The 13,809-nt window shown below is 64.7% G+C and carries 12 protein-coding genes; all 12 read right to left on the bottom strand.

Translation table 11 applies throughout. The annotated features are described in order from the left end of the window. Positions 1 to 232 precede the first annotated feature (232 nt). The 12 genes from PKKP23_RS30390 to PKKP23_RS30335 all read right to left on the bottom strand — a co-directional run bounded on the left by PKKP23_RS30390 (position 233) and on the right by PKKP23_RS30335 (position 13,746). A complete protein-coding gene (locus PKKP23_RS30390) occupies positions 233 to 877 on the bottom strand; it encodes a 3'-5' exonuclease (RefSeq protein WP_126879616.1) in 645 nt (214 codons plus the stop codon). A gap of 13 nt (positions 878 to 890) precedes the next feature. After that, positions 891 to 2,717 carry a DUF294 nucleotidyltransferase-like domain-containing protein gene (locus tag PKKP23_RS30385; RefSeq protein ID WP_126879615.1) on the bottom strand — a complete coding sequence of 609 codons (1,827 nt, stop codon included), beginning with the start codon at positions 2,715 to 2,717 and terminating at the stop codon, positions 891 to 893. A 97-nt stretch (positions 2,718 to 2,814) separates the two neighbouring features. Then, positions 2,815 to 4,545: a cation acetate symporter gene (locus PKKP23_RS30380; protein WP_017776100.1), complete on the bottom strand. Its 1,731-nt coding sequence runs from the start codon at positions 4,543 to 4,545 to the stop codon at positions 2,815 to 2,817. Further along, the gene (locus tag PKKP23_RS30375) at positions 4,542 to 4,850 is read right to left on the bottom strand and encodes a DUF485 domain-containing protein (RefSeq protein WP_017776099.1); all 309 of its coding nucleotides are present in this window, start codon (positions 4,848 to 4,850) and stop codon (positions 4,542 to 4,544) included. Before PKKP23_RS30375 ends, PKKP23_RS30380 begins: the two co-directional genes overlap by 4 nt. A gap of 264 nt (positions 4,851 to 5,114) precedes the next feature. Further along, the gene (locus tag PKKP23_RS30370) at positions 5,115 to 5,492 is read right to left on the bottom strand and encodes a hypothetical protein (protein ID WP_126879614.1); all 378 of its coding nucleotides are present in this window, start codon (positions 5,490 to 5,492) and stop codon (positions 5,115 to 5,117) included. 181 nt (positions 5,493 to 5,673) lie between these two features. Next, a complete protein-coding gene (locus PKKP23_RS30365; RefSeq protein ID WP_126879613.1) occupies positions 5,674 to 8,154 on the bottom strand; it encodes a Lon protease family protein in 2,481 nt (826 codons plus the stop codon). A gap of 18 nt (positions 8,155 to 8,172) precedes the next feature. Further along, a complete protein-coding gene (locus PKKP23_RS30360; protein WP_126879612.1) occupies positions 8,173 to 8,610 on the bottom strand; it encodes a hypothetical protein in 438 nt (145 codons plus the stop codon). A 346-nt stretch (positions 8,611 to 8,956) separates the two neighbouring features. Continuing rightward, complete coding sequence (locus PKKP23_RS30355) at positions 8,957 to 9,286, bottom strand: L-rhamnose mutarotase (RefSeq protein WP_240659202.1); 330 nt, start codon at positions 9,284 to 9,286, stop codon at positions 8,957 to 8,959. Between the two features lie 18 nt (positions 9,287 to 9,304). Further along, complete coding sequence (locus PKKP23_RS30350; RefSeq protein ID WP_126879610.1) at positions 9,305 to 10,429, bottom strand: mandelate racemase/muconate lactonizing enzyme family protein; 1,125 nt, start codon at positions 10,427 to 10,429, stop codon at positions 9,305 to 9,307. Positions 10,430 to 10,501: 72 nt separating this feature from the next. Beyond that, positions 10,502 to 11,332, bottom strand: coding sequence for an ABC transporter permease subunit (locus PKKP23_RS30345; protein ID WP_026121720.1), 831 nt, complete (start codon positions 11,330 to 11,332; stop codon positions 10,502 to 10,504). Positions 11,333 to 11,398: 66 nt separating this feature from the next. Next, positions 11,399 to 12,376: a carbohydrate ABC transporter permease gene (locus tag PKKP23_RS30340; protein ID WP_126879622.1), complete on the bottom strand. Its 978-nt coding sequence runs from the start codon at positions 12,374 to 12,376 to the stop codon at positions 11,399 to 11,401. 20 nt (positions 12,377 to 12,396) lie between these two features. Continuing rightward, positions 12,397 to 13,746, bottom strand: coding sequence for an ABC transporter substrate-binding protein (locus PKKP23_RS30335; RefSeq protein WP_126879609.1), 1,350 nt, complete (start codon positions 13,744 to 13,746; stop codon positions 12,397 to 12,399). Between the last annotated feature and the right edge of the window lie 63 nt (positions 13,747 to 13,809).

The raw sequence follows: 13,809 nt of genomic DNA, 5'->3' as shown, positions 1-13,809 counted from the left end.
CATGGCAGGCTCCGCCGGATTGCGCGTCGACAGCATGCGCCTCGGGCAGGCCTGAACCGGACATTTCTAACTGGCCCAAACCGGACATTACCAAATAGCCGCTACACATTAAATGTCGATAATTTATCTTATGTAAATTCACTGACCGGAAACGAGAAACCCTCAACTCCGGTCCATCTGACGTCCTGCATATCCCACGTCCTGCGTTCCCTGCACCTAACCCCAGCCTGCCTCATCCACACCGCCGCAGCTTCAAAAACGCCTCCGCCGCCATTACGGCATCGTTGAGCGCATCGTGCGCGTTGCGCATGGGAAGCCCTAGCGCATCCATCATGGTCGCAAGGCGCAGGTCGATGTCCGGCGCGCCTTGCTGGCGCCATGGCGGCAGTCGGCGAAACATGTAGTCGTAGAACATGGCCGACACCTCGATCCTGCGCTGCGGCAGACCAATACCCAGCATGGGCACCGCCACCCGGTCGAGCATCGCCACATCGAATTCGAGGTAATAACCCACGAGAGGCCGGCTGCCGATGAAACGCAGCAGCGCTGCCAGCGCCTGCGCAACCGGCACGCCATCGGCCAGGTCTCTGGAACGCAGACGGTGCACGCGCACGCTGTCACGCGAAACGTCCCGCGTGGGCCGGATCAGCATCTCGAATCGCTGGCTGGTCAGGATCACGTTGCCGGCAATGCGGACCGCCGCGATCGAAATGATTTCGTCCGCGCGCCTGTCCAGCCCGGTTGTTTCGCAGTCCAGCGCAACATATTCGTCAGGTGGCGGCGGCTCGAACATGAAGCGGTAGGCCGGATCCTTCAGCCGACGCGCAAGCCATTGCCGGCGCAGCGGCTGCAGCCAGGCACTGGATGCGAGCGTCACGCCCCTGCTCCGCTCACAGGAACTCGGTCCGGAAGCGCTGCCGCAGCAGCGTTCTGAACCGCTTCACCACGCCGAGCGCGTCCTTGAGCAGGTCACGCTCCAGCGACGACAGATGCCCAACCTGCACTTCGCCCGACACGGGCTTGTGCGCGTCGATTTCCGTGAGACCGGCCTTCAGGCGCAGCCCCATCAGAAAATGCAGGCTTTCCGTCAGTTCCGAAGCCATGTCCGCGCTCACGGCGTCATGAGCGATCAAGGCGTCGAGCCGTTGCACCGTACCGGTCTCGCGCGTGACCCGGTACGCGAGCGCGAGGCTGCGCACGCCGTGCACGATCGGGAAGATGCCTTCCTTCTTGATGTCCAGCCCGCGGTCGGCGTCGGCGAGGGTGAGCAGCCGGTTCCACCATCCCTGCGTGTTGCCAAACGCTTCGGTTGCCGACGCAAACCGCGCGAGCATGACTTCGCTGTCCAGTGCGAACTCGATCAGCGACGCCCGCAACGGGTCCAGCAGCGCAGCGTCTCCGCACACGGCACGCGCGTCGAAAAAAATGGCGAGGTTCATTAATCCTTCGGCATCCGGAGCGATGAGCCACTCGCGGATGCGCCGGCCGAACGCACTCACCGGCATGCACCAGTCGGGCCGGCTCAACATGATGCCGCCCGGGCACGGCGGATAACCGAACGCGGCGAGCGCATCGGAAAACCGCGCGACGATCGCCTTCAGGTCCGCAGGCGGGCTGTATCCATCGCGCAGCACCAGGGCGTTGTCCTGATCGGTCTTGAGCAACTGCTCGCCGCGCCCTTCACTGCCCATGACGAACAGGCAGCTGTTCGCGACGAGGTCCGGCGGCGCAATCATCTTCCACGCGCGTTCGAACAGGCGCCCGTTCACCTCCTGCACCTGGCGCGCGATCAATTCCACACGTGAGCCGCCCCGAAACAGCAGCGACACCATGCGCGTGACGCTCGACGCCGCCTGGGCAAGCGCGTCCAGATCGCGCGCCATGTCGATCTGCTCGGCCAGCAGGAACGAATGGTTGGCGAGAAAGCTGAAGACGTCGAGCGATTCGAGCAGACCCACCACGTCGTTGTCTCGCATGACGACGAGACGATGAACGCGGTGGCGCAGCATCGTGGTGAGCGCGTCGCCGATCTGCGAGGAAACCGGCACGGCGACGAGCGTGAATTCGCTCATCCTGCCCACAGGCAAGCGGTCCAGCGGCGTGCCGTCGAGAATCGCCCGTTGCAGCGACGTGCGCGTGAAGATGCCAAGCCGCGGCGGCGCGGTGGTGTCGTCGCGCACCAGCACGCTCGACACGTTGTGCTCCTGAAAAAGCCGGACGACGGAGACCACGTCCGCACCCGCGTCGACAAAATGCGCCGGCCGGATGAACGCGGCGTCGACGCGAGCCAGCAGCAGCGACTGCATCTCCTCCTGGCTGCGCCGCTGCGCGATGACACCGAGCTTCCTGCCGATATCCGAGAAAAGCAGCGCGCCAAAACCGGTGTTGGACGCAATCAGGTCCTTTACCGTCTGGCGTGCGAGGCGGTACGCGAGCACCTCTTCGGTCGCGACGAAGCGGCTGCCCGACTTGCCGGCCACGAGGGCCCGTCCGTCGAAGCAGTCGTCCGGTCCGTAGGTCGCCACGACCTCCTCGCCTTCGTACTGCGTGACGCACCCTTTGGTTACGACGAAGAGATACGCGGGCGTGGCGCCCGCTTCGAGAATGGCCTCGTTTTCCGCGTAATACGCGATATCGACGTTATCGCGCACGAGGCGCCGTTCGCCCTCGTTCAGGCAATCGAACGGCGAAGCGGCGAAATTGAAGGCGTTCGGCATGGATGCCTGTCCAGATGAAAAACGTGCGGACCGCCTTCAAACAACTCATGCGGTCCGCACGCCTTTACCGTTGCAGCGATCCTCTGCGGCAATACGCTTAGTGGCCGGAGGCGCGCGCGGCGCCCAGCCCGGTTTCCGAGCGCACCTGCTGAATGGCGAACGACTCGCGCTCACGCTTTGCCCGCTCGCTGCGGTCGAGCACGGAGAAGAGCCACACGCCCACGAAGCCGATGGTCATCGAGAAGAGTGCCGGAGACGTGTACGGGAACCACGCCGAACCCTTCGGATAACCCAGCGTGGCTTCCCACACCGAAGGCGACACGATGGTCAGACCCACCGACGAAATCAGCCCGAGGAACCCGCCGATCACCGCGCCGCGCGTGGTGCAGCCCTTCCAGAGCATGGAGAGGAACAGCACGGGGAAATTGGCCGAGGCCGCGACAGCGAAAGCAAGCGACACCATGAACGCGATGTTCTGCTTCTCGAACGCGATGCCGAGCACCACGGCCACGATGCCGAGCACCACGGTCGTTACGCGCGACACGCGCAGTTCGTCGGCGCTGTCCGCCTTGCCGCCGCGGAAGACGGTGGCGTACAGGTCATGCGAAACCGCAGACGCACCCGAAAGCGTGAGACCCGCGACGACCGCGAGGATGGTCGCGAACGCCACAGCGGAGATGAACCCGTAGAAGACGTTGCCGCCCACGGACTTCGCCACGAGCACGGCCGCCATGTTGGCCGTACCGGCCCCGCCCTTGATCACGCCCTTCGCGACGTCCGCCAGTTCCGGATTGGTGAGCACCAGCGTGATCGCACCGAAGCCGATGATGAAGATGAGGATGTAGAAGTAGCCGATCCACGTGGTGGCCCACAGCACCGACTTGCGTGCCTCCTTCGCGTCCGGCACGGTGAAGAAGCGCATCAGGATGTGCGGCAGACCTGCCGTGCCGAACATCAGCGCCATGCCGAACGAGATGGCCGAGATGGGGTCTTTGATGAAGCCGCCGGGGCCCATCACGGAGCGTCCGATCTTCGCCGCTTCTTCAGGCGACTTGCCCGCCGCCGCGGCGATGGCCGTCTTCACTTCCACGCCCTTGGCGAACAGCGCTTCGGGGCTGAAGCCGTACTGCGACATGACCATGATGGCCATGAACGTGACGCCGGCCAGCAGCAGACAGGCCTTGATGATCTGCACCCACGTGGTCGCCGTCATGCCGCCGAACAGCACATAGACCATCATGAGACCGCCGACGATCACGACCGCCACCCAGTAGTCGAGCCCGAACAGCAGCTTGATGAGCTGCCCCGCGCCAACCATCTGCGCGATCAGGTAGAACGCGACCACCACGAGCGTGCCGATAGCGGCGAACGTGCGGATGGGGCCCTGCGCGAAGCGGTAGCCGGCCACGTCGGCGAAGGTGAATCGCCCCAGGTTGCGCAGGCGTTCGGCCATCAGAAACGTGATGACGGGCCAGCCCACCAGGAAGCCGATCGAGTAGATGAGCCCGTCGTAGCCGCTCGTCATCACCGCGGCGGAAATGCCCAGAAAGGAGGCCGCGGACATGTAGTCGCCCGCAATGGCGAGGCCGTTCTGGAAGCCGGTGATGCCGCCGCCCGCCGTATAAAAGTCGGCGGCCGAGCGCGTGCGTGAAGCGGCCCACTTCGTGATCCAGAGCGTGCCGGATACGAAGAGCGCAAAGAGAACGATGGCCGTGGTGTTGGTGGCCTGCCGCGTGGTTTGTCCGACGTCGCCGCCTGCAGCCAGCGCCACGCCCGTCCACGAAAGGGCCGCGAACGCGGCAAGGCTGATGAGATGTTTCCTGTTCATTTCGCAACGTCCCTGAGAATGTCCTGCGTCATGCGGTCGTATTCGCTGTTGGCCCGGCGCACGTAGATGCCGGTGATGACGACCGTAAAGACGATCAGTGCCACGCCGACGGGGATGCCAACCGTCGTGACGCCGGTGCCGATGGGGCGTGCGAGGAACGACTTGTCGAACGCGATAAGGGCGATGTAGCCGTAGTAGACGAGCAGCATCAGGGTGATCAGCAGCAGCCCGAGGCCGTTACGCCTTCGTTTCAGTTCGGCGTACCCGGGGTGCGCCTGGATCTTTGCGATCAGGGGATCGTCCATTTGAGGTCTCCTCGATTGTTCTGCATGGGACGCCTCATTCTCGCCACGGATGCTGACTGACTTCTTACGCGGCAGGCGGAAATCCTTGCCTTGCGCGCCGTGGTTTTCCCTGGGCTGAGGCTATTTTCGGCATGCGCGCGGCGGCGCCCGGCCGCCGTCTGGCTGGTTGCGCGGGTTGCGCGCGCAACAGGAGATGCATGCCGGAATCACGCCGGCATGCCGCGGTGGTTCGTCAGGTTCCGTGAGGTTCGTCAGGTTCGGCGGTCAGCTGAGCGGCCCTGCGCAGCCGATGGCGTGCCGCCGCGCGATCTCGTCGAGTTGCGCCCGCCACTCGGCCACCTGCCCGGCATCGTGCAAATCTTCAAGATCGTGCAGCAGCGCGGCGACTCGCGGTTCGTACGCGTCCACGCCCGACCTCGTCAACGCGTGCAGCAACGGGCCGTCCTGCCCCGCCGTGTAGTAGCCGATCCCAAGACCTTCCAACGCGTAGCTGTAGTACTCGTCGTTGATGAGCACCCCGATGGCGCATCGGTGTCCGTAGCGTCCCCGAAGTCGGCAACTGCCGCTTTCGTCCTCGGAAATGGCCCCTTGCGTCAGCAGATGCGACTGCACCGTCGCGAAAATTTCGTTGAGCCCTTTCATCGCCGGCCACCCCAGGCCATCATGCGGTTCCTTGCAGGTCGTTCCAGGCTTCGTGCGAGCGCTGCTTGCGCCGCCAATCTCAGCCTCTCTGCTTTTTTATCGTCAAATAGAACGACCGGCCGCATCCTGACAAACCCTGTTTCGCCGTGGTGTGACGCTCGCTTGTGCGCTTTCCACGCTATCAGCGCCCTCCGCTCCCCCTGCCGCCCTCCCCGCGCGGCTTGGCCGCCGCGAGCGTATGGCCAACCGGCAACGACCTCCAGCGTTTTCGCGTGGTGAAGGCGTAGGACGGATGCAGGACGAGAGCACGCCGGCCCTCGGCGAAGGCGGCCAGCTTGGCGCACACGCGCGCATTCACGCTTTGCGCCGGGAAATTGCCCTGCGCGTCGGCTTCGCCTGCCGGTAAGCCCGTCAGCAGGCCGATCGCTTCATCCACCGTTGCAATCGCGTAGATGTGGAACTGCCCCGCGGCCGCGGCTTCCACCACGTCCTCGCGCAGCATCAGGTGCTTCACGTTGGCCTGCGGGATGATCACGCCCTGCTCGCCGGTCAGTCCGCGCGCGCGGCACAGATCGAAGAACCCTTCGATCTTCTCGTTGACCCCGCCGATCGCCTGCACCTCGCCATGCTGGTTCACCGATCCCGTCACGGCCAGCGACTGCTTCACGGGCACATCCGCGAGCGAGGAAAGCAGCGCGCATAGCTCCGCCACGGATGCACTGTCGCCCTCCACCTGGCCGTAGGTCTGCTCGAACGTGAGGCTCGCGGCGAGCGGGACGGGCTGGTCGCCGCAATAACGTGCCGTGAGAAACGACGACAGGATGAGCACCGCTTTCGAGTGCACCGCGCCCGCCAGCTTCGCCTCGCGCTGGATGTCGATGACCTGCCCCTCGCCCGCGTGCGTGCGCGCCGTGATGCGCGCGGGGTGCCCGAAGGTGAAGCCGCCCATTTCGGCCACCCACAGACCGTTGACCTGGCCCGGCCGCTCCCCGCTGCTGTCGATGAGCAGCGTGCCGCGCAACGTCTCTTCCGCGAGGCGCGAGCGGACGCGGTCGCAGCGTGCCACCTGCGTGTCGAGCGCACGCTGCACGTCTTCGCGCGCCACCACCGCGGCGCCCCGCTCGCGCGCCCGGTAGTCCGATTCGCGCAGCAGGTCGACGAGCGTGCGCATGTGCAGCGAGAGCTTTTCGGCGTCGCCCGCGTGGCGCGCCTGCTGTTCGATCACGCGCGCCACGGCACCGGCATCGAGCGGCAGCAGTTGCTGGCGCCGCGCCACCGAAGCAATGAGCCGCGCGTAAAGCATCTGGCTTGGGCCGTCGCGCTGCAGGTCGTCTTCGAAATCGGCGGGCACCTTGAACAGCTCGCAAAAGTCGGGGTCCAGTTCGTAAAGCAGGTAATAGAGCCAGCGCTCACCAAACAGGATCACCTTCACGTCGAGCGGCACCGGCTCGGGCTCCAGCGAAACGGTGCTGACCATGCTGTACATTTCCGCGAGCGATTCGATGCGGATCTCGTGCTTGAAGAGCGCGCGCTTCAGCCCTTCCCAGGAAAAGGGCTGACGCAGCACCTTGTCGACTTCGAGCAGCAGATAGCCGCCGTTCGCGCGATGCAGGTCGCCTGGCTTGATGAGCGTGAAGTCGGTGACGAGCGTGCCGAGCAGCGCCCGATGCTCCGCCCGGCCAATCAGGTTCTGGTAGGACGGGAAGTCCTGGAACACGACCGGCGCGCCGGCGTCGCCCTCGTGGTCGAGCAGCACGTTGACCTGATAGCGCGAGAACGATTCGTTGCCCGGCGCCGCATCGCCGTCCGGGCCTTTGCGGAATTCGTCGACGCTGTCGAGCACGTCCAGTTGCACGGCATCGAGATACGTCAGCACGTGCGGCAGATCGGCATAGCGTTGCCGGACCTCGTCCACGAGATGCGCCACCGCGGCCATGGCGACCTCGCGGTTCAGCGCGCGCAGCCGTTCACGCCGCTCCTTCTGCCAGACGGGCACCTGGCGCAGCAGCCGCTCGAGCCGCTCCTGCAACGCGGCAAGCGCCGTGTCGAAGGCGCTTCGCCGTTCCTGCGCAAGCTCCTGATATTCCTTTTCGCTGAACGTTTCCCCGTCGTGCATGGGCGCAAGCGAAAAACCGAGCGGCGTGCGCACGAGCGCCACGTTCTGTTCGGCCGCATCGTCGCCCAGCGTGGTGAAGGCCTTCTCCTGGAGCGTGGCGAATTCGGAGTCGATCTGTTCGGCCCGCGCGCGATACGCGTCGCTTTCGAACGATGCGGGAATGGCGAGCCGCAGCTCTTCCACGAGCTGGTACATGTCCCGCTGCAATTTGCTCGCGCGGCCAGGCGGCATACGAAGCGCACGCGGCTTGTGCGGCTGGGCGAAGTTGTTGACGTAGCACCAGCCGTCCGGCGCGGGCTGCGTCCTCGCGCGCTGCTTCAGAAACTGCTCGAGCACCGTGTGCTTGCCCGAGCCCGACGGCCCCAGCACGATGAGGTTATAGCCGTCGTGGGCCATTTCGATGCCGAAGCGAATGGCGTCCACGGCACGTTGCTGACCGACGATATCCGGCGGATCGGGCAGATCGGCCGTGGTTGCAAAGCTGAATTGTTGCGGGTCGCAGACACGGCGCAGGCGGTCTGCGGAGACAGGCAGGGTGAGGGACATGGAGAACGAGCCCTTTCGTTATGGATGATGGAGGTTCGTGTGCCGCACGATCTTCCTCAGGACCAGCGCGGCGGCCGCGATCAGGCAGACGACCACGAACCACAGGGCAAGGACGTAGCCGATCAGGAGCCAGAACTCTTCGACGCGCTGCTGGAGCACGCGCGCCTGGTAGGACGGCGCGTCGTGTGCCGCGTCCGCAAACGACACGCGATAGCGGAAAAAGGACCGGCAAACGGCGCTCTCCGGTTCGCGGGACGCGAACAGCGAGCCGGCCGGTATCGCTTGCACGCTCGCGCATTCGGGCGCGTTCATGCCGGCCACGATCGCGGCATCCACGGGATGATCGTAGGTAGCGCCCAGCCACGTCACGGCGGTCGCAAAGGCGAAGCTCAAGACGAGCGCATGGAACCACCGGGTCGCGCGGCGATGCCGCCGGCCATGAAGCCTGGCTTTCATGACGTCACTCCACGTTGTTTCGCGTTGTGCTGCGTTGCCCCGTACCGCCCTTGCTCGCCCCGCAAACGCGCGCACGCACCCTGCGCGGCGTGGCGAAAACGGTCGTGCCGGTATCCGTTCATGCTGTGGATTTCACGGCTCGTACCTGTTGATATGGCTCAAACTTGTCGGCCGCGGGAAGAAATGGGCGAGCTGGAGCCGGCAGACCGCGCATCGGGCGGTCTGCCGGCTATGAGACATCGCGTCTCAGGAAGGGAGGAGGCAGAAGGCGCTTGCCGGCATGCGCAAGCGCGGTGAGATCGGGTTAGTGGATTCGACGCGCTTCGACATGCCCCGCGCGGGCGTTTCAGTCTTGCGGATCGAGGTCGAAAACCTGTTCCATCATCGCCCACTGCTCGCCTTCGGGCGTTCCGGCAAGGCGCATCTGGCACGGGTCGGTCAGCGTCCACCAGCGCTGGGTCTCGGGGTCGGCGGCCATTGCGGCCATGTCGGCGGCGAAGTCGTCGCCATGGTATTCCCAGTAGCCGAACAACATGTTTTCCGGCTCGCGCAGGAAGATCGAGTAGTTGCGTATGTTGCTTTGCCGGATCCGTTCGAGCACCGCGGGCCACACTTGCGCGTGCAGCCGCCGGTACTCCGCGATCTGTTCCGGCCGGATTCCCACCACCATCGCCATCTTTCGCATACGTCCTCTCTATGCGGTTTGCAGGTTCGATGCGTCGACGGTGAATTCCACGTGCGCGGCCGCGCGAACCGCGTCCCAGTCCCACTCGATGCCAAGGCCCGGTTCGTCCGGAGCATAGGCGTGACCGTCTTCGATACGCACGCGGTTCGTCGTCAACGAATCCAGTTGCGGAATGTACTCCAGCCAGCTCGCGTTCGGCACCGCCGCGCACAGGCTCACGTGCAGTTCCATCAGAAAGTGCGGACAGATGTCGAGGTTGAGCGCCTCGGCCATATGCGCAACCTTCAGCCACGGTGTAATGCCGCCCACGCGGGCGACGTCGGCCTGCACGATCGCGCAGGCATCGGCCTTCACGTATTCGCCGAACTGGCCCAGGTGATACAGCGACTCGCCCACGGCGACCGGCACGCTCGTCGCAAGCGAGAGCCGGCGATGCGCATCCACGTTCTCCGCGGGCATCGGCTCCTCGAGCCAGCCAGGGCGAAACGGCTCGAATGCGTGCGCGCGCCGCAGCGCTTCCTGAAACGTGAAGCCCTGATTGGCGTCGGTCATGAGCTCGAAGCCCTCGCCCACGGCTTCGCGCACGGCTTCGAGGCGACGCACGTCCTCCGAAACGTGCGGCCGCCCCACTTTCAGCTTCGCGCCGCGAAAACCGTCCGCGCGCGCCTGCAATGTCTGCTCGACGAGTTCTTGCGTAGACAGATGAAGCCAGCCGCCCTCGGTCGAATACGTTTTCGTGCGCGGTTTCGCACCGCCTGCCGCAACCCACAGCGGCACACCTGCGACGCGCGTGTTGCGGTCCCACAGCGCGGTATCGATGGCGGCCAGCGCGAGGCTCGTGATCGCGCCCACCGCGGTTGCGTGCGTATGAAACAGCAGGTCGCGCCAGATCGCCTCGAACGCAGCCGGGTCACGGCCGATGATGCGCGGCGCCAGGTGATCGCGCAGCAGCGCGACCACCGACGACCCGCCGGTGCCGATGGTGTACGTATAGCCGGTTCCGCTGCTGCCGTCGTCGCAGCGAATCGTCACGAGCACGGTTTCCTGCACGACGAACGACTGGATCGCGTCGGTGCGCTTGACCTTCGGCTGCAGATCTACCTGGCGGATTTCGACCGCATCGATTCTTGTCATGGACATTCGTCTCCGAACGGGAATGGTCACGCCGCGTCGCCCGGCGCTGCAACATCTCAGCGCCTCAGCGTCTCAGCCTTTCACGCCGCCCAGCGTGAGCCCGGCGATCAGATGTTTCTGCACGATGAACGTCAGCACGATGGCGGGCACGATGATGACCACCGCCATCGCGCACATGCCCGCCCAGTCCACCGAAAACTGCGCGGTGTAGTCCATCAGCCCCACGGGCAGCGTCTTGGTTTCGGGGCTGCGGCACAGCTGGGTGGCGAGCGCGAATTCGTTCCAGCTCGTGAGGAACGAAAAGATGCCGGCCGACGCGATACCCGAACGCGCAAGCGGCAACTCCACGCGCCAGAACGCCTGCCAGCGCGTGCAGCCGTCGATCAGCGCGGCCTGCGAGAGTTCGATCGGCACTTCGCGAAAGAACCCGTCGATGAGCCACACCGTGAACGGCACGTTCATCGCGAGGTAGACCACGATCACGCCGAGGCGCGTGTCGAGCAGCCCGGTCCAGGCCCACAGCATGAAGATAGGCAGCGAGAGCGCGATGCCGGGAATGGCCCGCGTCAACATGAGCAGCACGAACAGCACGTTCTTGCGGCGGAACTCGAAGCGCGCGAACGCATAGCCGCCCAGCACGCCGATCACGAGCGCCGCGGCCGTGCTGACGCTCGAAATGATCAGCGAATTCACGAAGTACTTCGCGATGGGCAGTGACGCCATGGCGCCGAAGCCGAACATCGCACGGAAGTTGTCGAGCGTGTAGCTGCTCGCCACAAACGGCGACTCGTTGGAGAGAATCGCCACGTTAGGGCGAAACGCATTGAGCACGACCCAGAGCCCGGGCAGGCAGATCACGCACATCACGGCGAATACGCCCACCCACAGCGCGCAGCGCTTCAAGGCCGCGCCCCACGGAAACGGGGCCGATGCGAGGAGCAAGGGTTGGGCAGCTTGTGGCTCGTTCATCTATGCCGGTCCCATGTGCCGCCGAGCGGCATTGAGTTTGCGAAAGAAGTACAGCGTGAAGAGAATCGACACGAGCACCGACACGTAGCCGATCGCGTTCGCGTAGCCCATGTGCGAGTCGTCGTAGGCGATGCGGCCCACCATGGTCCACAGCAGTTCGGTGCGGCCTCCGGGGCCGCCGTTCGTCATGATCCGCACGATGTCGTAGGCGCGGCCCACGTCGAGCGAGCGGATGGTCATCGCGATATAGATGAACGGCATGAGGTACGGCAGCGTCACGTAGCGGAAGGTCTGCCACGGCGTGCAGCCATCCACCTTCGACGCCTCGACGGGATCTTTCGGCAGCGCCATGAGCCCCGCGAGCAGGATCACGGCGAACACAGGCGTCGAGTTCCACACTTCCGCGACGATCAGCGAGGCGAGCGCCAGGTGTTCATTGACGAGAAACGGCACCGACGTCTCTATGCCGAACACCGACTGAAGCAGATGATTGATCACGCCGGTGCTGTCGTTCAGCATGAACTTGAACTGGAACCCCACCAGCACCGGCGAAAACATCATCGGGAACATCATCACGGTGCGCAGCGCGCGCTGCCCTGCCGTTACGCGGTTCAGCAGCAACGCGATGCCGAGGCCCAGCAGCATCTCCAGGTTCAACGCGACCGTGAGAAACAGCACCGTGCGGCCGAACGCCGACCAGAAGTCGCCGTTGGCGAGCGCACGCGCGTAATTGCGCCAGCCGATGAAGTGCGTGAGCGTGGCCGGATCCGTGAGCCGGTACGACGTGAAGCTCGTGTACAGCGAAAACAGCAGCGGCAGCACGACGACGATCGCGACCGAAAGAAACGCCGGCAACAGCAGCTTCGCGGGCAGCGAGAAGCGCTCGCGCACGACCTGTGGCGCGTAAAGCGCGCGCCGTGTGAGCGGTGAATTGCCGGGGTGCATGTCGTCGCCGTCCTGTCGTTCGAGGTTCGCCATTTGTCGGCAGGTGAGATCGGTCACTCGTCCTGGGCCGCGTCCTGCATGATGTCCGAGACTTTTTTCGCGGCATCGTCGAGCGCCGCTTTCGAACTCTTGTCGCCGATAATCGCCTTCTGCAGTTCGGGCCACAGGGCGTTGGAGATCTCGTTCCATTGCGCGATGCGCGGCGGCGTGAACGAATCGTCCTTCGCCGCGGCACTGAACACGGCGATCGCGTTCGCCATGTAGTCGTCGTGCTTCGCCTGAAACTCCTTCACGGCGTCGCGCTGCGCGTCGAGCCGCGACGGAATGGTGCCGAGGCGCGCCTCCACCATCTGCGAATCATGGCTTGTCAGGAACTCGATGAAGCTCGCCGCGATGTCGGGCCGGTTGCATGTCTTCGTGATCGAGAAACTGTGCGAGCCCGACCAGCCCGGGCGCTTGCCGGCCGCACCAAGCGGTGCGCGCACCACGCCGACGTTGCCCGAAAGCTTCGAGGTCTTCGGGTCGTTGTAGAACGACGCGAAGCCGGGCCAGTCCATGTCCAGCGCCACTTTGCCCGCGGCGAAGTTGTTGCCCAGGTCGTCCCACACGTAGTTCGGCGCACCCTTCGGCACGGCGCCGGTCTTGTAGAGGTCGACGAACCAGTCGAGCGTCTTCACGCCCTCGGGCGAGTTGAACACGGGCCGCATTTTCGCGTCGAGCAACTGGCCGCCGTTCGCGACGAGCAGCGAATAGAACGTGCCGGTCAGCGCCTCGTCCTTGCCGGGGAATTGCGTGCCGTAGAAGCCAGGCGCCTTCGTGAAGAACTTCGCCTGCTGCGCGAATTCAACGAAATTCTTCGGCGGCGCCAGCGCTTCGTTGAACTGCTTGCGGTAAGCGGCCTGGGTGGCGGGATCGTCGAAGACGGTCTTGTCGTAGTAGAGCGCCTCGATGTCCGTCGAGCGCGGAATCTGCACGAGATGCCCCTTCACTTCCGACTGCTTGAGCAGGCTCGGCGCAAATTGCGCGAGATAGTCCGCGGGGAAAAGGCCCTTCAGGTCACGGAAGATCGGATACTGCGCGGCGAAGTTGGTGTGATTCGACGACACGCAGTAGTCGATGTGATTCGACGCGATGTCCTGTTTCAGTTCGCGATCGAGCTCGAAATGGCTCTTGCGCGACACGATCTCCACCTTCGCGCCGGTCTGCTTTTCCCACAGCGGAATACGCGTATAGAGCGCCTCGTACTGCACGCCGCCTATCAGCTTTACGCGCAGCGTGTAGCCCTTGTATTCGTTGTCGGCATGCGCCGCGCCGGCAGCGACAATGCCCGCCAACGCCAGTACCGACACCACCGCCCGCACGATCGCACCGTGCGCAGCCTTCCTCCTGTTGCAGCCCGACATGTTGCGTCTCCTTGTGTTGGCCGTCGTGCCGCGACGGCTTTGCTGTTGCGGGTTGTCATGCCA

Origin of the sequence: Paraburkholderia kururiensis JCM 10599 = LMG 19447 (assembly GCF_003986935.1) — a bacterium.
GTDB classification, from domain to species: Bacteria; Pseudomonadota; Gammaproteobacteria; order Burkholderiales; family Burkholderiaceae; genus Paraburkholderia; species Paraburkholderia kururiensis.
The sequence above is the reverse complement of the archived record's forward strand: the minus strand, read 5'-3'. Positions and strand labels throughout refer to the sequence as shown.

Excerpts from the sequence above, each read along its gene's own strand:
- PKKP23_RS30385 (WP_126879615.1), bottom strand. The coding sequence starts at position 2,717 with ATGCCGAACGCCTTCAATTTCGCCGCTTCGCCGTTCGATTGCCTGAAC.
- PKKP23_RS30380 (WP_017776100.1), bottom strand. The coding sequence starts at position 4,545 with ATGAACAGGAAACATCTCATCAGCCTTGCCGCGTTCGCGGCCCTTTCG.
- PKKP23_RS30375 (WP_017776099.1), bottom strand. The coding sequence starts at position 4,850 with ATGGACGATCCCCTGATCGCAAAGATCCAGGCGCACCCCGGGTACGCC.
- PKKP23_RS30370 (WP_126879614.1), bottom strand. The coding sequence starts at position 5,492 with ATGAAAGGGCTCAACGAAATTTTCGCGACGGTGCAGTCGCATCTGCTG.
- PKKP23_RS30365 (WP_126879613.1), bottom strand. The coding sequence starts at position 8,154 with ATGTCCCTCACCCTGCCTGTCTCCGCAGACCGCCTGCGCCGTGTCTGC.
- PKKP23_RS30360 (WP_126879612.1), bottom strand. The coding sequence starts at position 8,610 with ATGAAAGCCAGGCTTCATGGCCGGCGGCATCGCCGCGCGACCCGGTGG.
- PKKP23_RS30355 (WP_240659202.1), bottom strand. The coding sequence starts at position 9,286 with ATGGCGATGGTGGTGGGAATCCGGCCGGAACAGATCGCGGAGTACCGG.
- PKKP23_RS30350 (WP_126879610.1), bottom strand. The coding sequence starts at position 10,429 with ATGACAAGAATCGATGCGGTCGAAATCCGCCAGGTAGATCTGCAGCCG.
- PKKP23_RS30340 (WP_126879622.1), bottom strand. The coding sequence starts at position 12,376 with ATGGCGAACCTCGAACGACAGGACGGCGACGACATGCACCCCGGCAAT.
- PKKP23_RS30335 (WP_126879609.1), bottom strand. The coding sequence starts at position 13,746 with ATGTCGGGCTGCAACAGGAGGAAGGCTGCGCACGGTGCGATCGTGCGG.